Here is a 25,652-nt window from a genome sequence, read left to right as displayed (position 1 = left end):
AACGCCCGATGTTGTGCATTCTCTTGACGGTCGTAAGAATTTATCCCTACGTTCCTCGGTGTCTTCGTCGTTCAGTGCACTGAGCATCGGCTCCGGCCAAGCCGCGGGCCGTCCGCCCACTCGTCCGAGGAGCCGCCCCCCATGCACACCAGCATCCGCCTCCGCACCCCCGGCGCCCCCCACACCCCCAGCACCCCCCACACTCCCCACACCCCCAGCACCCCCCACACTCCCCACACCCCCAGCACCCCCCACACTCCCCACACCCCCAGCACCCCCCACACTCCCGGTTCGCCCCGCATCCGCCCCCGTCTGCGCATCGCCCTGGCCGCCCTGACCACGCTGGCGTCCGCCGTGCTCACCGCGCTCCCGGCGCCGGTCGCCGCCCACGCGGACTCCTCGGTCGACGGCCATCTCACCGGCGCCCTCGCCGACGGCGCCACCTGGATCGCGGATGTCCCCGAGCGGTGGAACGGCACCCTGCTGCTGTTCAGCCACGGCTTCGGCCCCACCGTCGCCAGGAACGCCCCCACCGACGCCGTACGCACCGCGCTGCTCGCCGAGGGCTATGCGATGGCCGGGTCGTCGTACGACCCCAACGGCTCGATGTGGGCCCTGAACAGCGCCGAGCGGGACCAGTTCGCCACGCTCGACGCCGTCGCCGCGAAGATCGGCAAGCCGCGGCGCACGCTGGCCATGGGCCAGTCCATGGGCGGACTCGTCAACGCGCAGATCGCCCGGGACGGCGGCGGCCGCATCGACGGCGCGCTCGGCCAGTGCGGCCTGGTCGCGGGCGCCACCGACCTGGACAACTACCAGCTCGACGCCGAGTACGCGATCGCCCGCCTGCTGCTGCCCGGCCAGGACGTGAAACTGGTGCGGTTCGGCACCGCCGCCGAGGCCTCCGCCACCGCCGACCTGCTCACCAAGGCGGTCACCGCCTCCCAGAGCACCGCCCAGGGCCGGGCCCGGATCGCCCTGGCCGCCGCCTTCCTCAACCTGCCCGCCTGGGCGCCCGGCCAGGCCCGGCCCGCCGCGACCGACTGGGCGGGTCAGCAGGAGCAGCAGTACGCGTGGTTCGCGCAGGGCATCCTGACGTTCGTCGAGGGCGGCCGGTACGCCGTCGAGCAGGCCGTCGGCGGCAACAACTCCTTCAACCGGGGCGTCGACTACGCCGACCTGCTCGCCGGTTCCGCGCACGCACCCCAGGTGCGCGCCCTCTACCGGGCGGCCGGCCTCGACCTGCGCGGCGACCTGCGCACGCTGACCGAGGGCGCCACGATCACCGCCGACCCCGCCGCCGTCCGCGCCGCCCGGCGGACGTCCTTTGCGGGCCAGGGCCTCGACGTGCCGTTGCTCGACATCCACACCACCGCCGACAACCTGGTTCCCGTGGAGCAGGAGCACCGCTTCGCCGCCCGCGTGCGGGCCTCCGGCGACGGCGCGCTGCTGCGCCAGGCGTACGTAGAACGCCAGGGCCACTGCACCTTCACCACCGCCGAGACGGTGGCCGCCCTGCACGCCCTGGAGCACCGGGTCACCACCGGGCGCTGGGACGACGCCGCGACCCCGGCCGCGCTCCAGCGCGCCGCCACCGCCCTCGACCTGGACGGCGCGGCATATGTCCCCTATCGCCCCGCCCCGCTGACGGTCGCCCGCGACCGCGCGCAAATGAACCGATGATCGTTGTTTCCCGTCCTTACGGGCACGGCGCGACTGCCGATAGCATGTTCGACCTTGCGACGAACACCCCCTTGCCCGCCCCTCACCAGAAAGCCATGCCATCTGACGTGATAAGTGATCTGGTCGGCTAAATTCTCACAAAATGGTCAATTAATTGATATCTATATCACCGCGGTTGTTTTCGCGAATAAAGAGCAGAATCATGGTCTCCGCGTGGCGTGAGCCACGGGTGATGCTGGGGACCGCGGTGGGCGTGGTGGGCCTCGGATTCCTCCTCGCGCTGGAGATCGTCGCGCGCCACTACGGCGTGCGCGGGCCGATCACCAGTCAGGTGCGCGAGGTGGTGTTCCCGCCCAAGTCGGGCGGTCTGCTGTACGCCAGCATGGCGTTGATGCTGGTGGTGTTCACCTGGCGGCAGCGCCTCATCGCGATCGGCGCCGCGATCGGCATCGACCTCGTCTTCGTGGTTGTCCGGTGGGCGGCCGACATCAAGGTGACCGAGGGCCACCCCTTCGGCAACGGGGCGCTGTGGGTGACTCTCGGCTGTGCGGTCTTCGCCGTCACGCGCCGCACCGGCCGGGAACGGGTACTGCTGCTGAAGGGCGCCGGGCTGGGTCTGCTGCTGATGACCGGCCGCAAGACCGGGGACACCTGGCTGCTCATCACCTCGAAGACCCGCCCCATGGTGCTCGACCAGTACGTGGCCGCCGCCGATCACGCGCTCGGCAACCCCTCGTGGCTGATGGGCCGGATCGTCACGGCCACCGGCGCGACCGGCTTCAACATCCTCGACTTCGTCTACGGCCAGCTTCCCGTCGCCGCGGTCGTCGTCGCGCTGTACCAACTGCGCAACGTGGCGGTCGAGCGCCGCTTCCCGACCCATCACCTGGTGCGCACCTTCCTGGCGATCGGCCTCCTCGGACCGGCCTTCTACATGATCTTCCCGGTGGTCGGCCCGATCTTCGCCTTCGGCGACGGCACCCAGCACTGGGCGGCGATCAGCCTGTGGACGGAATCGCACCCCAGCGTGCAGTGGGCGGCGGCCGATCTGTGGCCGGACACGGCGCCGCCGCTCACCGCCCCGCACGCCATGCCGTTCGACGGGGTCACCCCGCGCAACTGCATGCCCAGCCTGCACACGGCATGGGCCGTCACGATCTTCGTCCATTCCCGGAAGGGCCCGAGGGCGCTGCGCTTCGCCGGCGCGGTCTGGCTGATCGCCACGCTGACCGCGACGCTGGGATTCGGCTACCACTACGGCGCGGATCTCCTCGCCGGCGTGGTGTTCGCGCTCACGATCGAGGCAGCACTGCGCACGTACGACCGCGGCTGGGAACGCTCGGGGATCCGGCTGGTCGCGTACGGCACGACGGTCTTCACCGCGCTCCTGCTGTCGTACCGCTATCTGCCGTTGCAGCTGGCCGGCCGCCCCTGGGTCTACGGTCCGCTTCTGCTGCTGGCGATGGCCTCGGTGGTCTACGGCTATGTACGGACCACCACGGCGTGGGAACCGAGGACCGCCCTGGCGCGGCAACCGGAACCCCAGCCCGAACCGGTGTGAGTAGCGTGCTCCTCCATGGAGATCGAGATCGAATCCCTCATGGAGGACCTGCTCTGCGCGGACGCCTCGCGTGCCGCGGCCGCCGCGACCCGGGTGACGCGGCAGCCGGACGCCCTGTTGCCCGCCGTGCTGCGCGCCGCCGCCGACCGAAAGAGCACGCGTGATCTGCAGCCGGTGATGCGGGTGCTGGCGCGCAGCGGGCCGCCGGCCTTCGACGCGGTCGTCACGGCATGGCGGCAGGGGGAGATGCCGGACTGGCAACTGGGCCGGCTCCTGGGCGTGTTCGACGAGCGTGCGGCCGACCGGTACGCGGCCGCCGCGGCCGATCCCGACCGCAGGCTGCGGGGGAACGGCTTCTCCGGTCTGGTCAGGCTGCGGGTGGACTCCGATGCCGGGCTGCGGGCCCTGGTGGAAGCCTTCTCCCGAGGCCGCGCCGTCTACGAATACAAGGCCGCGGAGTACGCCCGGCTGCTCGCCGACTCCTTCCGGCCGCGGCTGCGCAGGCTGCGCCGCGACCCGGCCGAGTCCCCGAGGACCCGACGGGGAGCGATGACGGCGCTGGTCGCGGGCGGCGGCGCCGATGCCCTCGACCGGCGCGACCAGGCGGCGATCGAGCGGCTGATACGCGTGAAGATCCCGCACGAGACACCGAGCCTTCCGTCGCCGGGCCTGGCCGGGTGGTGGCTGGCCGTGCCCGGAGCGTCGTACGAGCAACTGTTCGAGGTGCTGGGCCTGCACGACCGGCGGCCCATCACCGTCCGGGGCGGCCGCGAGGCCATGGAGGGCGGCCACGACACCGTCGCCCTCACCGGCCACGACGGCGCCACCCGCACCGTGGGCCGGGCCTTCATCACCCCGGAACTGGACGGCTGGCGGCTCGTACACGGCCCGCTCGCCCTCCTCCTCGGCACACCCTGGTTCGACATGATCGAGACGATCGAACGGCTCAGCGCCCGCTGCGGCCGGGCCCAGTTCTTCTTCCTGGACGACGCCGGTGGCTCCGACGTGTGGGTGGTGGCCGAGGAAGGGCGGGTGATCCGCCGGTACACGGCCTACGACGACCCCGAATGGGTGGGCGACCCGCTGCCCTGGGAGACCCTCGCGGCGGACGACCCGGAGTACGAGGCCGAGTCCGACGACGTCCCGCCCAACGCGGGAACGGCCGGCGCCGAGACCGCCTGCGGCCACCTCTCCATCGACCCTGGCCAGGTCGGCCCGGCCACCCGCGTCCGCGGCCACGGCTGGCTCGCCCTCACCGAACCCGACGTGGGCCACGGCGTGTTCCCCGGCGTCCTCCCCCTCTGAGCCTGTGAGCCCGTGAGTCCGTGAGCCCTGAGAGGGACGAGAGCCGTCGGATCCGCCGCTACCAGGACAGGGCGTCCGCCGCGTTGTCCTGCCAGTAGGTGACGGTGGCGGCGCTGTTGAAGAAGACGCCGCCGTTGGGCAGCTTCAGGGTCTTCTCCTTGTTGACCGAGCTGCCGTTCCTGTCGACGAAGAACACGCCCAGCGTCTTCTCGGTGGCGCCGCCTTCGCCGTCGGGGGAGGACGTCGTGATGCCGGCGTAGGCGGACTGACCGGGCTCGAGCACCAGCACGGACTGCGGAATGGTCTCGTCGGCCCACGGCAGCGGAGCCTGCGCGTCGGCGCCGGCCCGCAGGAGCGGCGCGCTGTAGGCGTAGCAGGGCTTGGCGCCGGTGTTGGTGGCCTTGAGCAGCAGGTGGTTGATCGGACGGGCCGCCTCGGTGACGGTCAGCGCGGTGTTCGCCGTGGTGCAGGTGACGACGGAGGACGCCTTCGTGGTGGCGGCGGAGGCGGCCTGCCCGGCGGCCTGGAATCCGACGACCGCGAGGGCGGCGGCGACGACCATGGAGGAGGCGGCCGCACGGGAGGCGAAACGGTTGGCGATACGCATGGCTGGACTGCTTTCTCTGTAAGGAAGGAAGGTGATCTTCCGGCTGCGAGCTGCGAGATGCGAACTGCCGTCTGCGAAGCCGGAGTTGAGCAGGGACGAGCACCGTGTCCGGCGAGGCGCCCTGCTTGGATGGCCCAAGCCTGTGCCACGATCCGTCCCGTCCGCCATTCCATCGCGAGTTTCGGGACGCTGGAACGAAAAAATCGCCTCTGACCTGGGGAAACGCGTCCTGCCCGGGACGCCGGACGGAACGGGGGACCGGCGCGGGCGGCCGCCGGAGGGCGACTTGGTGCATTGTTCAAGAGGATTTGAGAAGAAAAACTACTCGACTCATAACGTGCGGGGTGGGGCGTAAATGGCATTAATTAATAAACGCTCTCCCCAACATTTCCCCCACACCGGTGTCACTCATTTGCCGCGCATCTGGAGGAGGGGGCGCAGCGTTAGCGGGATATGACGAAAGCTAGGCCCTATGGCTTGCCTCAGCGCGACACGGGGAAGAGCAAACTGCCTGCGACCGGGGAGGTGAAAGTGGGGAAATACACTTACGTGACCGGTCCGTCACGCTCTGTGCTTGAGCCGTGTGGCGTCTTGCGCGAGGACCGAACGCGGATCGAACCCCAGGTCACCGAATCCCTGCTGCGCGACTTCCTCGCACTTCTGGAGGCAGCTCAGAAGGAACTCAACCAGCGGTGGAACGACCAGGAAAAGTCCGGCTGTCACGCGGACTGTGCGTGACGGGAGGGGGTTTCCATGAATCACGACTATATGGACCCCTCCTTTGTACGTGAATGGCATCCCGACGCCACCCTGTACGGGTCGGATGCCGACTGGCACGGCAGTCCTGTCGATCCCCTTGACACAGGGGTTCCCCTGGGACCCGCCGTCTCGGGCTGGGACCCGGTCGAGGAACTCGCCTATCTCCTGCAGGAGGCAGCCCCGGCGGAGCAGCCGGCCGGAGTGCCGCCGCCGCACAGCGAGCCCCCGGCCGGCGCCCAGTTCACCGGCCCGATGGAGAACCTGGCGCAGATCACCGCCCAGCTTCCGCCCATCCGACGCTCAGCTGTCGGGCATCGGAAGACACGAGCCGGAAAACTCCGGCTCAAGTGGTTGCAGACCGGCAGTTTCGTGATCGTCGCATTCGTCGCCGTCATCGTGGCGATGGTCAGCGTATTCGGCGGTATGGCGGCATACGCGCCTCTGCAGAACATTTCGTCCGGTTCGAAGAGCGGGATGATCCATCAATGGCCTGTTCTCGTCTACGGCCCCTGGATGGTGGCGTCCCTCTCCATCCTCCGCACTGCCTTGCATCGGCGCCGAGCCCTGCACTCATGGTTCATCGTCGTGCTGTTTTCCTCCGTCGCCATCATGCTCTGCGTAGCTCAGGCCGACCGGACCTTCACCGGTATCGCCGGAGCCGCCCTGCCCGCCCTCGCGTCCCTGGCCTGCTTTCAGCAGCTCATCCGACAGATCACCTTGACTCTGCCACCACGGCAGGCATCCCGCCGCCACCGCCAGTAGCGGACGGGATGCGGTCGTCGCCTACCAAGCCACCGGCAACTCCAGCGGAAACCGCCGGATCGTCTCCGTGTCCCACCGCACTTCCTCCGGCGGCACCGCAAGCCGCAGCCCGGGGAAGCGCTCCAGAAGTCGCCCGACCGCCACTTCCAGCTCCGCCATGGCCAACGGCACCGCGATGCACCGGTGTCCGCCCCAGCCGAAGGTCATGTGCGGCTGGTACGGCCGCTCGGGGTCGAGGACGTGCGAGTCCGCGAAGCGCTCCGGGTCACGGTTCGCCGTCAGGTACGACACGTGGACGAAGTCGCCCGCCCGGATCCGTACGCCGTCCAGCTCGAAGTCCTCGAGCGCCACCCGGGGGATCCCGACCCCCTTGCGGAACGGGATGTGGCGGAGCATCTCCTGCAGCACGTCGGTCAGGGTCTCCGGCCGGCGCCTGAGGTGCTCCATCAGCTCGGGACGCGTCAGGAGCAGGTACGCGATGTCGCTGATCTGGCATGTCGCCGTGTCCTGGCCGCTGAGCGTCAGCGTCAGCGCCATGACCGCCAGTTCCCTGTCGTCGAGCTGGTCGTCGCCGTCCCGCGCCGCGGCCATCGCGCTGATGAGGTCCTCACCGGGTGAGTTCCGGCGCTGCTCGACGAGCTTGGCGAAGTACGCCGTCAGATCGGCCTTGGCGCTCGCCGCGGCCTCCTTGCTGTCCGCGCCGACGACGAGCAGCCGGCGCACGGACTCCTGCATCCGGGGCCATTCCGCGCGTTCGACGCCGAGGAGGTCCAGGATGGTGTGCTGCGGAAGCGGGTCGGAGAGGTGCTGGACCAGGTTCGCCGGCGAGCCCTCCTGCTCCATCTCGTCCAGCAGGGCGTCCGCGAGCCGGGTGATCCGGCCCCGCATCCCGTCGACCTGCTGCTGGGTGAAGGCCTGCGAGGCCAGCCGGCGGACGCGGCTGCTGTGCGGCGGGTCCATCACGTTGATCGATTCGGCCGAGACGATGGGCTCGGGGGTCAGCCGCGGGTAGTCGTGGCCCATGATGGCGGCCCGGCTGAGGCGGTGGTCGGTGGTCACCCGCTTGACCGCGTCGAAGCCGGTGACCAGCCAGGCGTCCCCGTCACCGTAGGGAAGCCGGATACGTGCGGGAGCGTCGCGCCGCATCAGGTCCGCGAGCGCGGGGTCGAACTCCAGTGCTTCGCTGAAGTCGAACGGGCAGAAGACCGTCTCGTCGTCCGCGGTCATCAGGAGGCTCCTCCGGGCATCGGTACGACGTCGGTGGTGTCCACGGCCCGGCGAATGGCCTTGGCGAACCTGACGGCGTCGCCGACGGCCCAGTAGTGGACGAAGAACAGGCGCGGTTCGTCGGTGAGGTTGTGGTGGTGCACTTCGACGAGTTCGACGCCACCGCGCCGCAGCGCCACGAGGACGGGCTGGACCTCCTTGGCGATCATGACCAGGTCACCGCTGATGGCGGCCCTTCCGCCGCCGAGCGGCTGGAAGTTGACGGAGGTGGTGGCGCCCAGACCCGGCGGCAGGATCACCGGGCCGTCGGCGATGGTCTCTCGGCGCACATAGGTGGACTTGTAGATCTTGCCGTCGGCGATGCCCTTGACGCCCATGGCGGCGTCGATCGCGGCGGTGTCCAGGTCGACGGGCGGCGAGGAGACGGCGGGTTCGGCGGGCGGGGTGCCGGTGCGGTCGAACGCGGCGCGCAGCCCGCGGGCGACGGCGACCGGATCGTGGCCGTGGGCGTGCAGATGAACCCACCAGACGGCCGGCCGGTGGGCGAGCAGATGCTTGTGGATGGCGGTCTGCGCGATCCCGTGCTGCTGCAACACATCACTGAAGCACTGCAGTTCGCCCTCGGTGACGACCGCGTCGCCCATCAGAAGCGTGCTGTGGTCCGCGTACCGGACGAAGGACACGTGTGTGCCCAGGGCGAGCGCGGGGTCGATCCGGATGCCTTGGGAGAAGACCGTGAGGTCCAGGCGCGGAAAGGCCGTGTGGTACATGAACCGCTTCATGTCACCGGGCCGGCCGAGAGCCCCGCGCACGTCCGCCCAGTCCGCCAGCTTGGTCATCACTGGTCCGACCAGGGCGCGGGGCTTCGGCCCGGCGGACAGGGCGCGGGCCTCGGCAGGCGCCCCGGTGAGGGTGGGCGCGAGGGCGGCCGCGGCCAGCACACGCCGCCGGGACGCGGTGAGTCGGGGACGGGGGTCCTGCTGTCGCTCGTCATCCATGTCGTATGCCTCCTGGCGCGATGCAAGCACGCAAGACCCCGTGGACCGCTGACCGGCACAGTCACAACCCGCCAGGTGGCCTAACCGGCCACCGCCTTTGGACGGCGGCCCTGCAGCACCTGGGCGTCACCCGGGCGTACTGATCACGACCGCCTCGATGTCAGGCCCTAGGCTCCCAAGCGCGCGGTCGGCTTCCGGGGGTTCCAGCTCTGTCCGGGGGTTCCAGCTCTGAAGGAGATGGCTGCATCCCCGGCCTGTGCGGGGGCGCCCCGGAGACTCGTCCGGGACCTAACCGACGGCCGGGCTTCGTCGATGGCCACGAGAGACCTGCCGGCGCCGGCCGCGCACCGAACTCGCAGGCCCTCCAAAACCTCAGGACCATCGGACGGCTCCTGGACGGGACGGACCTCCGTGATCGCGCCGGCCGGTGGACGGCCAGGCGGGGCCGCAGGCCGTTGTGCCTGCGGCCCCGGTCGGGGTGGAGGTAGGTCAGGACGGGTCGCCGTACTGGAGGCCGCGTCCGTTGGTGCCGACGTAGACGCGGCCGTAGACGTCGGGGTCGCCGGTGACGACGCCGACGCCGCCGATGGCGCCCCACTGGTGGGCGTCGTCGTTGACGCGGAGCCAGGTGGCGCCCTTGTCGGTGGAGCGGAAGACTCCGGTGACGTCCTTGACGGAGCCGATCAGGTACAGCGCCTGGTAGCCGGTGCCCGGCTTGGCCTTGCCGAAGCCGAGGGCGGAGGCGGACTGCACCGTCTTGAGCGTGGTGAAGCTGCGGCCGCCGTCGGTGGAGTGCAGCAGCCCCTTGCCACTGCCGGCGATCCACAGGTCCCCGGCGATGCCGGGGACGGCCGTGAGCCGGCCGGCGGGCAGGTTGCCGGCGCGGGCGGTGAAGCTGCGCCCGCCGTCGGTGCTGGCGTAGAGCGTGCCGCCGGACAGGGAGTAGAAGGTCCCGGCCGAGGAGCGGTCGGCGACGACCACGGCGTCGTTGCCCAGGCCACCGACCCTCGACCAGCTCGCCCCCATGTCGGTCGAGCGGTACGGAGCCTGACCGGCCTCGGTCCAGACGATGGTGGAGCCGTCCGCCGCGAGGGCGACATGACCGTCCTGGGCACCGGCCACCGGCTCTGCCTTGAAGCCGTTCCAGCTGCTGCCGCCGTCGGTGGAGTAGGCGCCGTCCTGCGCGCCGCCACGGCCGACGCGGACCATCGTCGAGGGCTTGGACTGGGCGAAGTCGATGTCGGTGCTGTTGGTCATCATCGGGTTCTTCAGCCGCCCGGAGGGCACCTTGGTCAGGTCGTCGTGCCGGAAGCCGCCCTGGTCGCCCATGGAGGTGATGACGGCGGCGCCGCCGGGAGGAGCGATCGCGTCGATCAGCGCGGTCTCCTCCAGCCCGCGGGCGCCCATGCTCCAGTGGCTGGTACCGCCGCTGTCGGAGGCGTTGGCGTCCTTGCTGCGCAGGATGCCGTTGCCGGTGCCGTACAGCACGTGCCCGGAGTCGAAGGGATCGATGGCCAGGGCGGTCATCCAGTGCCCGGTGTGGGTGCCGACGTAGGGAGCGGCGGAGGCGCTGCGCACCGACCTGTCGGCCAGTGCCTTCCAGCTCGTACCGCCGTCGGTGCTGCGGTAGACCTCGTCCTGGGGGTACCAGCGGCCGAGGGTGGTGACCATCACCGTGGACGGCTTGCGCGGGTCGACGGCCAGACCGGAGAACCCGTAGCTGCCACTGGACGGGGAGATGTTCTGCCACGCCCCGCGGGCCGGCGTGTACTTCCACACCGAGCCCCCCGTCACGCCGTTGGGTCCGAGGGCGTTGGTGTACGTCAGGTACAGCGAGCCGTCACCGGAGAGCACGCCGTGCTGCGGCATCTGGCCGGTGGGCTGCCCGGAGACGGCCTGCCAGGTGTTGCCGCCGTCGGTGGAGCGGTACAGGGAGGTGGACCTGTCGCCGACGCCGACGTAGATCGTCTTGCTGCCGGCCGGGCCGTACGTCACGAAGGAGATGCCCGCGCCGCTGCTCGCCCCGTCCTTGACCGGGAACGAGGAGACCTGCCGCCATGTCACGCCGTAGTCGGTGCTGCGCCACAGGCCGTTCTTGCGGCTGCCCAGCAGCAGGTTGCTGTGGTCGGCCGGGTCGATCACGAGCCGCTCGCCCGCCCCGCGGCCGTCCTCGTTGCCGCCCACCTTGAAGGGCAGATTGGTGCGCTGGAAGGTGCGGCCCCGGTCCGTGGAGCGCAGGATCGCGCCGTTGCTCCCCCACTCGTTGGTGTAGGTACCCGCCCCGAGGTAGAGCCGGCCCGGGTCGACGGGGTCGGTGGCCACCGCATCGATGCCCAGCAGGTTCCAGTCCTTCTCGCCGATCCAGTCGGTCAGCGGGATCCACTGCTCGGCCGCGGTGTCCCAGCGGTAGGCGCCGCCCATGTCGGTGCGCGCGTACAGCAGGCCCTTCTCCTTCTGGTTGAACACCAGACCGGTGACGTAGCCGCCGCCCACCACCTGGGCGTTCTTCCACACATACGGTCCGGCCGCGGCCGTGGCCTGCGCCTCGCCGGCCCCGGACGCCCGGGTCCCGCCCGTCTTCACCAGCTTCCACTGCTGGTTGCTGCCGCCCGTGCTCGGATACTGGACGACCGCGGCACCCTGGGCCGTGGAGCCTCCGAGGACGTCCAGGACCTGGCCGCTCCTGCGGGAGGTGAAGGTGACGGCGTCGGAACCGCTCACCTCCTTGAGCTGCCACTCCTGGGAGGCGGCGGAGCTGTCGGTCTGCTGCTCGACGGCGGCCCTCTGAGCGGTGGAATTGCCTGCTACGCCCAGCACCTTGCCGCTGTTGCGGTTCACCAGCTCGTAGTAGCCGTCCCCGGTGGACTTCAGCTTCCACTGCTGGTTGGCGGTGTTCTGGTCGGTCCACTGCTGGATACGGGTGCCGTCGGCGGTGGAGAAGCCGTTGACGTCCAGCACCTTGCCGCTGCGCACGGAGACCAGCCGGTAGTAGGCGTTGCCGTCGACCGTCGCGGCCTGCGAGTCCTCCTGCGTGAACAGGACATACGGCACAACGGCGAGGGGCGCACCGAGCAGTACGGCGGTGGCGGTCCAGCGACGGCGATGGCGCCCGCGGCGCCCGCCGTTCGTGGGGTCGGTCATGGGGAGGTGTTCTCCTTGCGTGCCATTCACCAGAGGTGGCAGATCCAGGCTCCGGAACGGCTGGATCCGACTCCTTGTGGGCACAGGCCCCGCAGAGGGTTGCCATGAGCCGAGAACTTTTTTCCGGTCACCGTGCGGTACAGGTCTCGAGGAGGTCGCCGTCCGTGCCCTCGGACACGACTCGTTGATCCAGGAGTCCACCTGGCTTCGAAGTCTCCTTCGCCGTCGCCCCGCAGCACGCGCAAGGAACGCGCCCGAATCCGCAGCGAGAAGGGCATCCGCCGGGGCGGGCGCCCCCTCGCCACCGCGGCCTGAAGAACCCGGCGAACCTGATTCGTTCTACGCGGTCACCAGCACACTAGTGAGCCCAGGGCGGTGTGATGACGTTGCCGTCAGCCAGTTTGGCGATGAGCCCCACACGTGTGGTGACCCACATGTGGGCGGGCTGGTCGGTGGTGTTGGCGACCGCCAGTTCGGAGCCTGCAGGTGCCACTGCCGCGTCACCTGCGTGGAGTTCGGCGCTCTCACCGTCGATGGTGAGTCGGAGGCACCCGGAGAGGACGTAGAAGGTCTCCTCGTCGCTGATCGTGTGGGTCGGCCCCGCCATTGCGGCCGGGATCTCGACGCGCCAGGCGGCGAGGTCCCGGCTGCCGGTGTCCGGACGGACGTAGGAAACGAAACGGCCACCGTGAATCTCGTGTACGACGGCCTCGTCACTGCGGATGAACGGCATGCTCCAGCCTTCCCCTCGACAAGTTACTTGTCTAGAAGATAGACAAGCGGCTTGACGAGTTATAGTCAAGTCCATGGACGACGCCCTGGCCTTCTCCGCACTCGTGCTGGCACTCTCCGGACAGCTGGTGCAGGAAATCCACACCAGCGTGTCCCAGCAGGGATTCGAGGACCTACGACCCGCACACGGCTTCGCCTTTGCCCGCATCTCTGCAGGCGGCGCCACCACGGCCGACCTGGCCGAGCACTTGGGGGTGACCAAGCAGGCCGCCGCCCAGCTGGTCGAGGAGCTGGTCCGAAAGGGTTACGTGGAGCGGCATCCACACCCGCACGATGCCCGCGCCCGCCTCCTGGGACTGACCGAGACCGGCTGGGCCGCCACGCGCGCCGCCGACCAGGCAGCCCGGACTGCCGTCGCACCGTGGCGAGAAGTACTGGGCCAGGCGCGCTTCAGCGAACTCGTCGCCGACCTGACACTCCTTGCACCGCCGGGACCGATCCGCCCTGCCTGGTGAGCCGATGGCCCGCCGCCCTGGAGACCGCCGGCCGTGAACGAATGCCCGCCGATGCTCTTGGTGTCGCATCGACCACGGCTGCAGGGACCAACCGGCGTTGGGCGACGTCCCACCCGCGTGCGCACGATCTACAACTGCCGTGTCAGTCCCGGCTTCCGGACCGCACCACGGAAGCGCCTGACCGGTGACGATGGCCGGAAACCCCAGCCGACGTACGGCTGGGGTTCCCTCACGATCATCGTGGACCGGGCAGGTCAGTGCTTCAGAGTGAGGACGCCCGGTCGGTACGGCAGGCGGTCGTAGGGGGTGGTCGACGGTGTGTTGGGGGACTTGCCCTGGTAGAGGAACTGCAGGTTGCAGGGGTCGATGGTCATGGTCTGGTCGGGGTTGTCGCGGACCAGGTCACCGTGACTGATGTTGTTGGTCCAGGTGGCGCCGCTGTTGGCCTTGCCCGCGAAGGGGTTGGACTCGGTGGCGGCCTGCGGGGTCCACGGTCCGTTCAGGCTGGTGGCGGTGAACGAGCGGAAGTAGCGCCGCTCGTTCGCACCCCGAGCCTCGACGATCATGAGGTACTGGTTCTGGCCCTTGACCTTGTAGACCTGCGGCGCCTCGAAGAGGTTCTTCACCGTGTCGCTCATGACCGTCGTGTACGACGAGCCGAAGCTGCCCGGGAAGTTCCCGATCGGCATGGTCGCCCGGTAGATCTTGCCGTTGTCACCGGCGAAGAACAGGTACATGTTCTTGTCGTCGGCGATCAGGGTCTGGTCGATCGGGCCGGTGGGGGAGTCGGTGCGGGGGAGGCTGCCGGTGAACAGCGGCTGCGCGTCGGACCAGCCGTTGGGGTTGGTGGGGTCGCTGGAGATGCGGTAGCTGAAGGGCCACGGACCCCACTGGTACGCCAGCACCCAGATCTTCTTGGGCGCGAAGTAGAACAGTGTGGGCGCCACCGCTTTTTGGCTCATGCCGGTCTGGCGGGCCGACGCCATGTCCGACCAGTTCGTGAACGGGCTGAACGCCATGGAGCCGTAGTCCGATCCCGAGTAGTTCGTCCCGTAGACCAGGTGCTTGCCGTTGTACGTCACGGTGGTGAAGTCCTTCAGCGAGGCCCACCCGTTCGCCGGCTGCGCCAGCGCGTCCGTCGAGGTCCACCGGTACGTCGACGGAAGAGCACACGTGTCGCTCTTCGGCGCCACGGTCGGCTTGAAGTTCCAGTGCTGGTTGGCGCCGTTCCTGGAGTCCCAGATCTGGACGGGAGTGCCGTTGGCGGTCCGACCGCCGGGGATCTCCAGCGCCCGGCCGCTGGCGACGTTGGTGAGCGTGTAGGAGCCGTCGCTGTTCCGGCGGGCCTTCCAGCGCTGGTGGGCGCCGCCGTTGGCGTCCCAGACCGTCGTCCTCGTCCCGTTGGCCGTCCGGTTGGCCGGCTCGTCCAGTACCCGGCCGCTGGCGACGTTGGTCAGCGTGTAGGTGCCGTCGCTGTTCCGGCCGGCCCGCCACTGCTGGTTGGAGGCGCCGCTGGCGTCCCACACCTGGAGCGGGGTGCCGTTGCCGTTGTGTCCCGCGGGCTCGTCGAGAACGCGTCCGGCGGCTGCGTTGGAGAGCGTGTAGACGGTGCCGGAGGTGATGCCCCCGCTCGCCGTGCCCCCGCTCGCCGTGCCGCCGCTCGCCGTGCCCCCGCTCGCCGTGCCGCCGCCCGGCGTGCCCCCGCCGCTGCTGCCGCCCAGGGCGGTGAGCACCGCGTTGTAGGCGGGCTTCTTGTTACCGCTGTTGTCGAACAGCAGCGGGTTCTCACCGGTGCGCCAGGAGTCGCTGTCGCGGATGCCCCACACCGTGATGCCCGTGCAGCGAGCGACGTTCACGCAGGCCTTGACGGCGTCGGTGTACGCGGTGGCGGACGCCTGGGCGATGTCGAGCTCGGTGATCTGGACGTCCACGCCGAGCGCGGCGAAGTTGGACAGGGTGGTCTGGAAGCTGGCCGGCGGCCCGCCTGCGCCGAAGTGGCTCTGGAAGCCGACGCAGTCGATGGGCACGCCGCGCGACTTGAAGTCCTTGACCATCTTGTAGACGCCCTGGGTCTTGGCGTCCGACCAGTTCTCGATGTTGTAGTCGTTGTAGCAGAGCTTGGCCGCCGGGTCGGCGTTCCGGGCGGTGCGGAAGGCCTCCTCGATGAAGCCGTTGCCCAGTACGTCCTGGAACACGGAGCTGCGGTGCTGGCCGCTGCCGCCGTCGGCGAAGGCCTCGTTGACCACGTCCCAGGCGTAGATCTTGCCCTTGTAGTGGGTCATCTCCTGGGTGATGTGGTTCTTCATCACCGTGCGCAGGGTGCCCGCGTCGGTGATGGACTTGACCCAGCCGGGCAGCTGGGAGTGCCACACCAGGGTGTGGCCGCGCATGCGCTGGCCGTGCGCGGAGGCGTGGCTGACGATCGAGTCGGCGGCGGCGAAGGTGAACGAACCCCGGGAGGGTTCGATGGCGTCCCACTTCATCTCGTTCTCCGGGGTGATCATCTTGAATTCCCGGTCGAGAATGGCGGAGTACGTGGAGTCGCCCAGCCTGCCCGCAGCGACCGCCGTGCCGAAGTAGCGGCCGCTGCCGGTCGCTGCGTCGGCGGCCGTGGTCGGCGTGCCGGCCTCCGGGGTGCGCGCGGCCAGGGCGACCAGCGGTACGGCAGCGGCCGCGGCTGCGAGAACGACGGCGGCGGCGAGCACGCGGGGAGTTGCCGGATGGCGGCGATGAGAGCGTTTCTGATCTGGCAACGACGTGTCTTTCTGGTGCAGTGGGCCGCTGCCTTGGGCCCGGACACCTGTCAGTCGGCGCCAAGCACGCAAGGGTTGCCGTGATGGGGGAGGTATTTCTTGTCCGAGCCGGAGATCGGCGCGGCAGGTGTCCTCCCCGGAGTTACGTCCGCCGGTGGCGTCTGACAAGAACCTGATCCCCAGTGGGGCGGCTGGGTAGGAGTCGTGCCCCGCCCCGCCCTGCGTCGCCCAGGCACGTACCGTGGCCGGGTCCAGGCAGGTCTCTGTCATCACGTCGAAGACGATCCGACCCCCGGGTCGCGTGACCCGTGCCGTCTCGAAGAAGTAGCGGGAGACCGGTGTGGTCGTGCTCGAGGCCGACCGCCCTGACCGTGGGGTTCTGCCACAGCCGTACGGCCGGCAGGGAGGCGCCCAGTGCGATCGCCCCCAGCGCGACGACGGCAGCCTGCAGTCCGGCCGCCGCACCGAGCCACCCCGCCAGCGGATAGGTCAGCAGCCAGCACCCGTGGGAGAGCGAGAACTGCGCCGCGAAGGCCGCCGTCCGCTCCCCGGCGGGCGCCGAGCGTCGGATCAACCGCCCGGTCGGCGTCAGGACCATCGAGCAGGCGGCGCCGAACGCGGCCCACAGGGCCAGTAGGGCGGGCAGCCGCCAACTCCCTTCCGACACCGCCGTGACGGCCCCCAGCCCGGCGAAGACGACGCCGAGCAGCAGCGCGCCGCGCAGCATCACCGTCCGGTCCGCCACCCTGTCCAGCACCCGCGGCAGGACGAGCGCCACGACCATCGAACCCGCGCCGTACGCGCCGAGCGCCAAGGCCACGGTGCCCGCCGACAGTCCCAGGAAGTCCCGTACGTAGACGACCGAGTTGACGGTCACCATCGCGCTCGCGGCGGCGACCGCGAGGTTCAGGGCGAGCAGGGCGCGCAGTTGCGGGACCACGAAGAAGAGCCGGCTGCCCGCCGTGGCCCTGGCGTACGCGCCGCCGGTGCGCGGAGCGGAGGCGGCGGCCGGCGTGGGCAGTACGACGGTGACGACGAGCGCGGCCGACGCGAGGAAGCCCAGCACGGTGCCCGTGAACAGCCAGTTGTACGTGATGACGGACAGCAGAGCCGCCGCCAGCGCAGGGGAGAACAGGCTCTCCAGGTCGTAGGCGAGCCGGGACATCGACAGCGCCCGCGTGTAGTCGCGTTCCGCCGGCAGCACGTCCGGGACGACGGCCTGGAAGGTCGGGGTGAACGCGGCCGACGCGGACTGGAGGAGGAAGACCAGGACGTACACCTGCCAGACCTGGTCCACGAAGGGCAGCAGCAGTGCGACCCCGGCTCGGGTGAGGTCGGCGGTCACCATGAGCGTGCGGCGCGGCAGCCGGTCGGCGACCGCTGCGACGGCCGGGGCGATCGCGACGTACGCGACCATCTTGATCGCGAGCGCGGTGCCGAGCACCGAGCCCGCGTCGGCGCCGGCGATGTCGTAGGCGAGCAGTCCGAGGGCCACCGTGGCCAGGCCGGTGCCGACCAGGGCGATGACCTGGGCGGCGAAGAGGTGGCGATAGGTGCGGTCGCGCAGGACGGCGAGCATGCGGGCGGCTCCCGGACAGGGCGGAGGGGCGGCTTCTCACGAGTGTAGCCATCATGTGCGCACCTGCGCACATGATGGCCGGAAGTCGACGACACCCGGACGTCTGCCCAGCCCTGTGCCGGATGCCTCTAGGCTGGCCCCATGCCCGAAAGCCAGCCGATCTCACTTGCGGCCGATGTGCATCTGCGTGCCCCGGACAGCGCACGGCTCGCCGAGGCGACCGGTGTGTTCGCGATGCTGTCGGACGCCACCCGGCTGCATCTGCTGTGGCTGCTCGCGCAGGGCGAGTCGGACGTCGGCTCCCTCACCGAACGCTGCGAGGCGTCGCGCACGGCCGTCAGCCAACACCTCGGCAAGCTGCGGCTCGCCGGGCTGGTCGACACCCGTCGGGAGGGCCGGTACATCTTCTACCGCCTCAGCGACGGCCATCTGCGGCGCCTGGTGCTGGAGGCGCTCAGCCATGCCGACCACCGGGTGAGCGGGAAGGCACCGCACGACTGACGTCACGGCTGACGTAGGGCGAACGCGCGAGGGCCCTCACACCCGGAGACGGTGCGAGGGCCCTGCCGTACGCCGGACCGGACTACTCGGCCGGGGCGCCGCCCTTGCGGCGCACGAAGAAGACCACGGCGGCGGCCACGACGAGGATGCCCGCGACGATGCCGGCCCAGGCCCCGCCCGACAGTCCGCCGTCGTCGTCCTTCTCCTCGGCGGCCTCGGACTGCGGGGACGCGGAGGAGGCGGTCGTCTCCGCGGCGCTCGGCGTCGGCGACGCGGACGCCGGGGAGCTCGGGGAGGGCGAGCCGATCGGCGTCGCGCCCGCCGCTGCCGCCTTCAGCTTGAGGACCGGGGCAGGGTTCTCACCGTCTTCGTCCAGCGCGATCCAGCGGTCGGTACGGCCGTCGCTGTACGTCTGGAGCGTCTTGAACGGCAGCTCCTTCGCGTCGGGCAGCTGCTTGACGACGACGGAGTACTCGGCGTCGGAGCCGGCCTTCACGGCCGGGCCCTTCACGGTGTAGCCGTCGTCGTTGGCCGTGAAGGCCCAGCCCTTGGGGCCTTCGCCGTACGTCACGTCGGCCGGGGCGATGCCCTCGGGCAGGACGACACGGATCTCGGTGATGCCGGCGGTGTCCGACTCGGACTCGGCGTCGAAGGCGATCTCGACACTCTGGGCGAGGGCCTGCGCCTTCTCGGACTCGACCTCGACGTGGGCGGAGGCGGGACCGGCGCTCAGCAGGACGGCGGTGGCGCCGGCCGCGGTCAGGACGGTCAGCCGGCGGACGGCGCTGTGCTTCAACATGGTGTGGGTGTCTCCAGGCATGGGGGAGCGCGCGGCGGCTGCTTCGCCTTCGCGGGAGCCGCCTCGGCAAGGTCAGTGGGCGAGGACGAGACCAGCCCGGGGAGGACCCCGCCGTACCACCACGTCCGCGAGCACCGCCTCTTCGACGGGCGGTCGCTCCAGCCAGGCCAGGACGAGCACCGACGGCCACGGCACGACCGGGCGGCCGCCGGCCAACGCGAGCCGGACCCAGGCGAGACGCGTCCGTACCGCCTCGACGGCCGTCGTCAGACCGCGCGCCGGCGACCAGCAGACCGTGTCCGCGCGGTGCAGCAGGACGGCGACGAGCACGGCCGCGACCACGTGCACCGCCGTCATCGTCACCGAGTCGTGCAGCCGCCCGTGCCACGCCTGATGCGCGTCGTGGTGCAGGTGGCCGGACATGGCCGTCGGAGCCGCCGCAGCACCGTGCGCGTGCGCGGTCATGAGCCACACGTGCAGCCCCGTCTGTGCCGCACCGCACGTCGCCACGACCGTGGCCAGGGAGCGGGGTCGCCGTGCACCGAGCAGCCCGACACCGAAGAGCACCAGGGCCGCGAGCCCGCTCTGCCGCCAGGGCGCGGGCCCCTCTGCGACGAGATGATGCGCGCTCACCCCGAGCACCGTCCCGACCACCGCGAACACGGCTGCCCGCGGAACGGGCAACGGCGCACGGTGCACCGACGTGCGGAGTGTGCTGGGCTGGGTCATGGCATGCCCATCATCGGCCATGGTCCACCTCACCCGGGGGCCGGATCCCCAAAGAGGTGTCTCGTCCGGAACCCGCCGTCGCGGCCGGGGTCTGGACGGGGACCGACCGGGCCCGCCCCCGAACAGCGGACCCGGCGGAGCGGTCGTCCGGGTCAGACGTTGACGCCGAAGTCGGAGGCGATGCCGGCCAGTCCGGAGGCGTAACCCTGGCCGACCGCGCGGAACTTCCACTCGGCGCCGTGCCGGTAGAGCTCGCCGAAGACCATCGCGGTCTCGGTGGAGGCGTCCTCGGACAGGTCGTAGCGGGCGAGTTCCTGGTTGTTCGCCTGGTTGACGACCCGGATGAACGCGTTGCGGACCTGGCCGAAGCTCTGGCCGCGGTTCTCGGCGTCGTGGATCGACACCGGGAACGCGATCTTGTCGATCTCGGCGGGTACGGCGGCCAGGTTCACCTTCACCGACTCGTCGTCGCCCTCGCCCTCACCGGTGAGGTTGTCGCCGGTGTGCTCGACCGAACCGTCGGGGCTCTTGAGGTTGTTGTAGAAGACGAAGTGCTGGTCGGACGGGACCTTGCCGGAGGCGTCGAGCAGCAGCGCGGAGGCGTCGAGGTCGTAGTCGGTGCCGGTGGTGGTGCGCACGTCCCAGCCGAGGCCGACCAGGACGGCGGTCAGGCCGGGCGCCTCCTTGCTGAGCGAGACGTTGCCGCCCTTGGACAGGGAAACTCCCATTGCGTACTCCTTCTCGATATGTCAGGTCAGGGCCCGAAGAGGGCTCGACTGAAAATCTACAACACTGTAGAAAAGAATGGGCTGTTGGGCGTCGATACGATGTCCCGTCGGGAAACCGTCGGCAGCGGAAGGGAGACAGGGCGTGACGGATCACCAGCAGCGGCCCCGGCGGCGGGGGCAGGGCGAGCTGGAGGCGCTGGTCCTGTCGGCCCTGCGTGAGGCGGACGGGCCGGCGACCGCGGGATGGGTGCAGGAGCGCCTCGGCGGGGACCTCGCCTATACGACGGTGATCACGATCCTGACCCGGCTGCTGGCCAAGGGCGCGGTGACCCGGGAGCGGGCGGGGCGGTCCTTCGCCTGGACGTCGGCCTCGGACCAGGCCGGTCTCGCGGCGCACCGGATGCGCAAGGTGCTGGACGCGGAGAGCGACCGGGAAGCCGTGCTGGCCAGCTTCGTCACCGGCCTGGGCCCGGACGACGAGCGGCTCCTGCGCGAGCTGCTGGGTCGTTCCCGGAGCGAAGGGGAAGACTGAGACCTCATGGGGGTGTTCGTCTTTCTGCCGTTGGTCCTGCCGTTGACGGCGTGGCCGATCGCGCGCCTGGCCGAGCAGAATCTGCATCCGCGCACCGCGGCCCGGCTGCTGACCGGGGTCGCCGCCGTGATGGCGGCGTGCAGCACGGTGTGTCTGGGGCTGGTGATGGTGGTCGGTACGGCGCAGTTGCCCGGCAATCCGCTGCCTGACGGCTGGTCGGACCCTGAGGTGCGCGCGGCGGTCCCGTACGACGAGGTTGCCGGCAAGGCCGCGATCCCGGCGCTGTTCGTCGTGCTTGCGGCCTGCGGCGCGGCGCTGTGGCGGCACGGCCGGGTGCGCCGTGCGGCGCACCGGGCGCTGGCCGGGCTGCCGGGCACCGAGGTGGTCGTCCTGCCCGACGAGGTGCCGTACGCGTACGCGCTGCCCGGCGGCCGCCGGGGCCGGGTACTGGTGACCACGGCCCTGCTGGACTGCCTCGAACCGGCCGAACGCCGGGCGCTGTTCGCCCATGAGCGCGCGCATCTCGCCGCCCGGCATCACCGGTTCCTGCTCACCGTCCAACTCGCCGCACGGGCCAACCCGTTCCTGTGGCCGCTGCGGACGGCCGTGTCGTACGCGGCGGAGCGGTGGGCGGACGAGGAGGCGGCGCGGGCCGTGGGCAGTCGCCGGACGGTGGCGCGAGCGATCGGCAAGGCGGCCCTGGTGTCCCGGGGTACCCCGGTGCCCACGCTTGCGGGCCTTGCCGCGCCGGGCCCGGTACCGCGCCGGGTGACCGCCCTGCTCGGCCCGGCTCCCGCCGTCCGCAGCTGGCCGCCGGTGTTCACCACCGTGGGTTTGGCGGCGTGGGGAGCGGCCGCGGGAACGGCCGTCTCGGCGATGTCGTCCGCGAACTCCGCGGTGACCATGTTCATCATCCTGCAGGCCGCTACCCCCTTTTGAGCGGGCAGGGACACCCGGGGGGAGGTGTGCCGGGCCAGCTTCGCGGACGCGGTCCCGCAGGGCCATGAGAAGCGGCCCCGAGGGTGCCCTGCTGGGCTGCCTCCGCATCAAGGACACCCTCGGCGTCGCCGACCGATACGAGGCAGCCGTCGGCTCAGTTGCGCGAGTTGCCGAACAGCAGCCGGTAGCCGATGAGCAGGACCAGGGAGCCGCCGATGGCCGCGCCCCAGGTGTAGAGGTCGAAGAAGTGACTCTCCACCGGGCGGTCGAGGAAGTGGGCGGAGAGCCAACCGCCGACGAAGGCGCCGGCGACGCCGATGAGGGTGGTGCCGATCAATCCGCCCGGGTCGCGGCCGGGCAGCAGGACCTTGGCGATGGCTCCGGCGAACAGGCCGAGGATGATCCAGCCGATGATGCCCACGTCGTTGTCCTCCAGATCGAGTTGCCTGATTGCGCAAGCCTAGAGACGGCAGAAGGAGCGTGGCGAGGCTTGGGCGGTCTCTGCGCCCGAGTCGTTGAGGTTCTGTCACTCACTCAATACATTGCGCAATCCGGGAACTGGAAGCCGGGTCTTCGGGCGGCCTACGGAGCCGAGCCGACGCCTACACTGGGTGGGCGGACGTGCGTCGATGGTGATGTGGGCGGGACGGGAGAGCGCTGTGGCGGAGAAGAACGGTGGCTTCGAGGACCCCTCCACCGAGGTTCTCACCGAGGCGGCCGCCGCGTTCGGTCTCCTCGCCTCGTCGGCCCGGCTGCACATCATGTGGGCCCTGTCCCAGGGCGACTGCGATGTCACCCACCTCGCCGACCGCGTCGGCGGCGCCCTGCCCGCGGTCAGCCAGCATCTGGCGAAGCTGAAACTCGCCGGGCTCGTGCGCTCCCGCCGCGAGGGCCGACGGCAGGTCTACTACGTCGATGATCCCGACATCGTCACCGTGGTGCGTGTGATGGTCGGGCAGCTGACCGCGCGCTCGCACCAGGGCTCCGCGCCGGTAGGCCGGTTGCGCCGGACCGGTGGCTGAGACCACCGCCGCCTCGGGGCAGCACGTCGAGGTGCCTGGTCCTACGGCCGTATCGGCGCCCGGCATGGCGGAGGTTCCGCCGGAGCCTGGCGTGCCCACCGTGCTGGAGGCGCTGAGCCGACTCGGCAGCAGTCCGCGCGGGCTGACCGAGGCGCAGGCCGAGGAGCGCCTGGCCCGCTTCGGCGAGAACACGCCTGCGGCCCGTCGCGAAGCCTCCTGGCCCCGGCTGTTCACCCGCAGTCTGCGGGACCCGTTCACCGCGGTGCTGGGGTGCCTCGGACTGGTGTCGGCGGCCGTCTTCGCGTGGGGCACCGCCTCGGTGATCCTCCTCCTGGTCGTGGTGAGCTGCGTGCTGCGCGCGTCCGGGGAGTACCGGGCGGACAGGTCCATGGCCGGGCTGCGCGAGCTGGTCGCCACCACGGCCACCGTGCTGCGGCGCGTGGACGAGGATTCGGTGCCGAAGGCCCGCGAGGTCCCTGCGGACGAGTTGGTTCCCGGTGACGTCGTGCGCCTGGGCCCGGGCGACATCGTTCCGGCGGACGTACGGCTGCTGCGCGCCGGCGCCCTGACGGTGCACCAGGCGGCGCTGACGGGGGAGTCGGCCCCCGTCGCGAAGTGCGCTGACGACGTTCCCCGCGGGGGAGGGGACGGCATGTTCTCGCAGCCGCAGCTCTGCTTCCAGGGCAGCAGTATCGCCTCCGGGAGCGCCACCGCGATCGTTCTGGCGACCGGCGCGCGCACCTGGTTCGCCGCCGCCCACGACCGCGGTGCCGGCGGTCGGGAGACGAGCGCCTTCGACCGTTTCGTCCACGGCATCTCCTGGATCCTGATCCGGTTCATGCTGCTCACCCCGCCGCTGGTCCTCATGGCCAACGCGGCGCTGCGTGGCCGGGGGCTGGAAACGCTGCCGTTCGCCGTCGCGGTGGCGGTCGGGCTGACGCCGGAGATGCTGCCGGTCCTCGTCACCACCTGCCTGGCCCGCGGAGTCGCGCTGCTGGCACGTACCCACCAAGTGATCGTCAAACGGTTGCCCGCGCTGCACGACATCGGCGCCATGGACGTGCTGTGTCTGGACAAGACCGGCACGCTCACCCAGGACCGGCCGGTGGTCGACCGGGCACTCGGCCCTGACGGCTCGGACGACCCCGACGTCCTGCTCTGGGCGGCCGTGAACGCCTGGTGGACCTTGCAACTCGCCGAACTGCCGGCCCCCGACGCCCTCGACGAGGCGATCCTGGACACGGCCGACGAGAGCGAGCTCATGGCGTACGACGGGGTCGCGGCCGTCCCCTTCGACCCGCACCGCCGCCTGGCCACCGCCGTCGTCCGTACGCCCGGTCGCCTCGGCACGCACACCTTGGTCGTCAAGGGAGACGTCGAGGCCGTCCTCGAACGCTGCGTACTCGCCGAGGAAGAGCGCGAACGGCTGCGCGTTCTCGCCGCCCGACAGGCCGACGGCGGCCTGCGCGTCCTGGCGGTCGCCACCGCGGAGCGCCCGGCACGCGCCCGTGCCTACACGCCGGCCGACGAACGCGGCCTCACCTTCCGCGGCGCGATCACCCTGCGGGACGCACTCGCGCCCACCGCCGCCGACGCGTTGAAAGTCCTCACCGACCAGGGCGTCACCGTCAGGATCCTCACCGGCGACCACCCGCGCACCGCCGCCCGTGCCTGCCGCGACCTCGGCATCCCCCTCGCCGAGGAGGCCGTGCTCACCGCCGAACGCATCGACGGCCTCACCGACGCGCAACTCGTCGAACTCGCCCGAAGTACGACCGTCTTCGCCCGTTGCACCCCGGAGCACAAGGCCCGCATCACCCACGCCCTGAGGTCCGCCGGGCACACCGTGGGCTTCCTCGGCGACGGCGTCAACGACCTGCCCGCCCTGCGCGCCGCCGACGTGGGCATCGCCCCACAAGGCGCCGCCGACGTCACCCGCGAGGGCGCCGACGTGGTGCTCGCCGAGAAGGACCTCACCGCGATCGCCCACGCCATCGCCGCCGGCCGGCATGCCGGCCAGAACATCGCCACGTACCTGCGGATCACGCTCTCCTCGAACCTCGGCAACGTCATCGCCATGCTCTCCGCGGGCCTGCTGCTGCCGTTCCTGCCGATGCTCCCGGCCCAGGTGCTGACCCAGAACCTGTGCTTCGACGCGGCCCAGCTCGCCTTCGCCCACGACCGGCCCCACCCGGCGGTGCTGCGCCGTCCGACCGTGCTGCGCCCACGCGACCTGCTCCGCTTCATCACCGGGTTCGGTGTGCTCAACGCCGTCGCCGACCTGGCCACCTTCGGCGTTCTCGCGCTCGCCCTGCACGGGCCGGGCACGGGGGACGACGAGGCGGTGTTCCACTCCGGCTGGTTCACCGAGAACCTGCTCACCCAGGCCCTGGTGATGCTGCTGCTGCGCTTCGGCCGCCGCACCGCCGAGCGGCGAGGGACGAGCCCGGTGACCGGGGCCGCGGCGGCACTGGCCGCCGTCGGCCTGCTGTTGCCGCCCTCACCGCTCGGGCCGTCGCTCGGTCTGACGGTGCTTCCCGGGTCGTACTACCCGCTGCTCGCCGCCGTTCTCGTGCTCTACGCCGTCGGCCTCCTGGCGGCCGGGGCGCGTTACGAGCGACGGCGCGCGGAACGAGGGACGGCCCGGTAGGGCCGCACCGGGCGGGCGCCCCCTCCCCCCGAGCCGAATACCGCCGTGTCGGTTCCATGAGATCCCTCACCTGTGAATTGCCCCAGGACCCCTGCTGCACAGGCCACGGCTTTGTTAGATTGCGCAACTA

General features: G+C 70.8%; 22 protein-coding genes. 11 read left to right on the top strand and 11 right to left on the bottom strand.

The genetic code is table 11. The annotated features are described in order from the left end of the window. Positions 1 to 141 precede the first annotated feature (141 nt). The 3 genes from ACIBTS_RS23665 to ACIBTS_RS23655 all read left to right on the top strand — a co-directional run bounded on the left by ACIBTS_RS23665 (position 142) and on the right by ACIBTS_RS23655 (position 4,549). Complete coding sequence (locus ACIBTS_RS23665) at positions 142 to 1,683, top strand: alpha/beta hydrolase (protein WP_399321896.1); 1,542 nt, start codon at positions 142 to 144, stop codon at positions 1,681 to 1,683. A gap of 202 nt (positions 1,684 to 1,885) precedes the next feature. After that, positions 1,886 to 3,244 (top strand): phosphatase PAP2 family protein, encoded by a 1,359-nt coding sequence (locus ACIBTS_RS23660; RefSeq protein ID WP_399321894.1) that lies wholly within the window; start codon positions 1,886 to 1,888, stop codon positions 3,242 to 3,244. Positions 3,245 to 3,259: 15 nt separating this feature from the next. Then, the gene (locus ACIBTS_RS23655) at positions 3,260 to 4,549 is read left to right on the top strand and encodes a hypothetical protein (RefSeq protein ID WP_399321893.1); all 1,290 of its coding nucleotides are present in this window, start codon (positions 3,260 to 3,262) and stop codon (positions 4,547 to 4,549) included. Positions 4,550 to 4,607: 58 nt separating this feature from the next. On the opposite strand, the gene ACIBTS_RS23650 is transcribed toward ACIBTS_RS23655, so the two are convergent. Next, the gene (locus tag ACIBTS_RS23650) at positions 4,608 to 5,156 is read right to left on the bottom strand and encodes a DUF4232 domain-containing protein (RefSeq protein WP_319676613.1); all 549 of its coding nucleotides are present in this window, start codon (positions 5,154 to 5,156) and stop codon (positions 4,608 to 4,610) included. A 591-nt stretch (positions 5,157 to 5,747) separates the two neighbouring features. On the opposite strand from ACIBTS_RS23650, the gene ACIBTS_RS23645 reads away from it, so the two are divergent. Then, a complete protein-coding gene (locus tag ACIBTS_RS23645) occupies positions 5,748 to 5,894 on the top strand; it encodes a hypothetical protein (RefSeq protein ID WP_399321891.1) in 147 nt (48 codons plus the stop codon). Between the two features lie 15 nt (positions 5,895 to 5,909). Further along, the gene (locus ACIBTS_RS23640) at positions 5,910 to 6,677 is read left to right on the top strand and encodes a DUF2637 domain-containing protein (protein ID WP_319676612.1); all 768 of its coding nucleotides are present in this window, start codon (positions 5,910 to 5,912) and stop codon (positions 6,675 to 6,677) included. A gap of 21 nt (positions 6,678 to 6,698) precedes the next feature. On the opposite strand, the gene ACIBTS_RS23635 is transcribed toward ACIBTS_RS23640, so the two are convergent. From ACIBTS_RS23635 to ACIBTS_RS23620, 4 genes are all read right to left on the bottom strand, one after another. Beyond that, complete coding sequence (locus ACIBTS_RS23635; protein WP_399321888.1) at positions 6,699 to 7,904, bottom strand: cytochrome P450; 1,206 nt, start codon at positions 7,902 to 7,904, stop codon at positions 6,699 to 6,701. Next, the gene (locus ACIBTS_RS23630; protein WP_399321886.1) at positions 7,904 to 8,902 is read right to left on the bottom strand and encodes a DUF1259 domain-containing protein; all 999 of its coding nucleotides are present in this window, start codon (positions 8,900 to 8,902) and stop codon (positions 7,904 to 7,906) included. The genes ACIBTS_RS23635 and ACIBTS_RS23630 overlap by 1 nt, the downstream gene beginning before the upstream one ends. A 489-nt stretch (positions 8,903 to 9,391) precedes the next feature. After that, positions 9,392 to 12,043: an RICIN domain-containing protein gene (locus ACIBTS_RS23625; RefSeq protein WP_399321885.1), complete on the bottom strand. Its 2,652-nt coding sequence runs from the start codon at positions 12,041 to 12,043 to the stop codon at positions 9,392 to 9,394. A 358-nt stretch (positions 12,044 to 12,401) separates the two neighbouring features. After that, positions 12,402 to 12,776, bottom strand: a complete 375-nt coding sequence (locus ACIBTS_RS23620) for a cupin domain-containing protein (RefSeq protein WP_399321884.1) — start codon at positions 12,774 to 12,776, stop codon at positions 12,402 to 12,404. 73 nt (positions 12,777 to 12,849) lie between these two features. Between ACIBTS_RS23620 and ACIBTS_RS23615 the strand changes: the two genes are divergently transcribed. Then, positions 12,850 to 13,290, top strand: coding sequence for a MarR family winged helix-turn-helix transcriptional regulator (locus tag ACIBTS_RS23615; RefSeq protein ID WP_161243422.1), 441 nt, complete (start codon positions 12,850 to 12,852; stop codon positions 13,288 to 13,290). Positions 13,291 to 13,544: 254 nt separating this feature from the next. On the opposite strand, the gene ACIBTS_RS23610 is transcribed toward ACIBTS_RS23615, so the two are convergent. Together ACIBTS_RS23610 and ACIBTS_RS23605 are read right to left on the bottom strand one after the other, a co-directional pair. After that, positions 13,545 to 15,995 carry a non-reducing end alpha-L-arabinofuranosidase family hydrolase gene (locus tag ACIBTS_RS23610; RefSeq protein ID WP_399321882.1) on the bottom strand — a complete coding sequence of 817 codons (2,451 nt, stop codon included), beginning with the start codon at positions 15,993 to 15,995 and terminating at the stop codon, positions 13,545 to 13,547. A 190-nt stretch (positions 15,996 to 16,185) separates the two neighbouring features. Continuing rightward, complete coding sequence (locus ACIBTS_RS23605; protein WP_399321880.1) at positions 16,186 to 17,622, bottom strand: MFS transporter; 1,437 nt, start codon at positions 17,620 to 17,622, stop codon at positions 16,186 to 16,188. 141 nt (positions 17,623 to 17,763) lie between these two features. On the opposite strand from ACIBTS_RS23605, the gene ACIBTS_RS23600 reads away from it, so the two are divergent. Continuing rightward, complete coding sequence (locus ACIBTS_RS23600; protein WP_079660980.1) at positions 17,764 to 18,123, top strand: metalloregulator ArsR/SmtB family transcription factor; 360 nt, start codon at positions 17,764 to 17,766, stop codon at positions 18,121 to 18,123. 82 nt (positions 18,124 to 18,205) lie between these two features. Here ACIBTS_RS23600 and ACIBTS_RS23595 read toward each other — a convergent pair whose 3' ends face one another. The 3 genes from ACIBTS_RS23595 to ACIBTS_RS23585 form a co-directional block, all read right to left on the bottom strand. Next, entirely contained in the window at positions 18,206 to 18,922 is a 717-nt protein-coding gene (locus ACIBTS_RS23595) for a DUF1775 domain-containing protein (RefSeq protein WP_399321879.1), read from the bottom strand. A 72-nt stretch (positions 18,923 to 18,994) separates the two neighbouring features. Next, the gene (locus tag ACIBTS_RS23590) at positions 18,995 to 19,651 is read right to left on the bottom strand and encodes a hypothetical protein (protein WP_399321877.1); all 657 of its coding nucleotides are present in this window, start codon (positions 19,649 to 19,651) and stop codon (positions 18,995 to 18,997) included. Between the two features lie 152 nt (positions 19,652 to 19,803). After that, positions 19,804 to 20,379, bottom strand: coding sequence for a TerD family protein (locus ACIBTS_RS23585; RefSeq protein WP_399321875.1), 576 nt, complete (start codon positions 20,377 to 20,379; stop codon positions 19,804 to 19,806). Between the two features lie 142 nt (positions 20,380 to 20,521). Between ACIBTS_RS23585 and ACIBTS_RS23580 the strand changes: the two genes are divergently transcribed. Together ACIBTS_RS23580 and ACIBTS_RS23575 are read left to right on the top strand one after the other, a co-directional pair. Further along, complete coding sequence (locus ACIBTS_RS23580; protein ID WP_399321874.1) at positions 20,522 to 20,911, top strand: BlaI/MecI/CopY family transcriptional regulator; 390 nt, start codon at positions 20,522 to 20,524, stop codon at positions 20,909 to 20,911. 6 nt (positions 20,912 to 20,917) lie between these two features. After that, positions 20,918 to 21,850, top strand: a complete 933-nt coding sequence (locus ACIBTS_RS23575) for a M56 family metallopeptidase (protein ID WP_399321873.1) — start codon at positions 20,918 to 20,920, stop codon at positions 21,848 to 21,850. Between the two features lie 154 nt (positions 21,851 to 22,004). Here ACIBTS_RS23575 and ACIBTS_RS23570 read toward each other — a convergent pair whose 3' ends face one another. Next, a complete protein-coding gene (locus ACIBTS_RS23570) occupies positions 22,005 to 22,271 on the bottom strand; it encodes a GlsB/YeaQ/YmgE family stress response membrane protein (RefSeq protein WP_319670590.1) in 267 nt (88 codons plus the stop codon). Between the two features lie 238 nt (positions 22,272 to 22,509). Here ACIBTS_RS23570 and ACIBTS_RS23565 point away from each other — a divergent pair, with 238 nt between their 5' ends. Further along, a complete protein-coding gene (locus ACIBTS_RS23565) occupies positions 22,510 to 22,872 on the top strand; it encodes an ArsR/SmtB family transcription factor (protein WP_399321872.1) in 363 nt (120 codons plus the stop codon). Beyond that, entirely contained in the window at positions 22,865 to 25,522 is a 2,658-nt protein-coding gene (gene mgtA / locus ACIBTS_RS23560; RefSeq protein ID WP_399321870.1) for a magnesium-translocating P-type ATPase, read from the top strand. Before ACIBTS_RS23565 ends, mgtA begins: the two co-directional genes overlap by 8 nt. Positions 25,523 to 25,652: the final 130 nt, after the last annotated feature.

This window comes from Streptomyces sp. NPDC050121, from assembly GCF_044460385.1.
Taxonomy (GTDB): domain Bacteria; phylum Actinomycetota; class Actinomycetes; order Streptomycetales; family Streptomycetaceae; genus Streptomyces; species Streptomyces soliscabiei.
The sequence above is the reverse complement of the archived record's forward strand: the minus strand, read 5'-3'. Positions and strand labels throughout refer to the sequence as shown.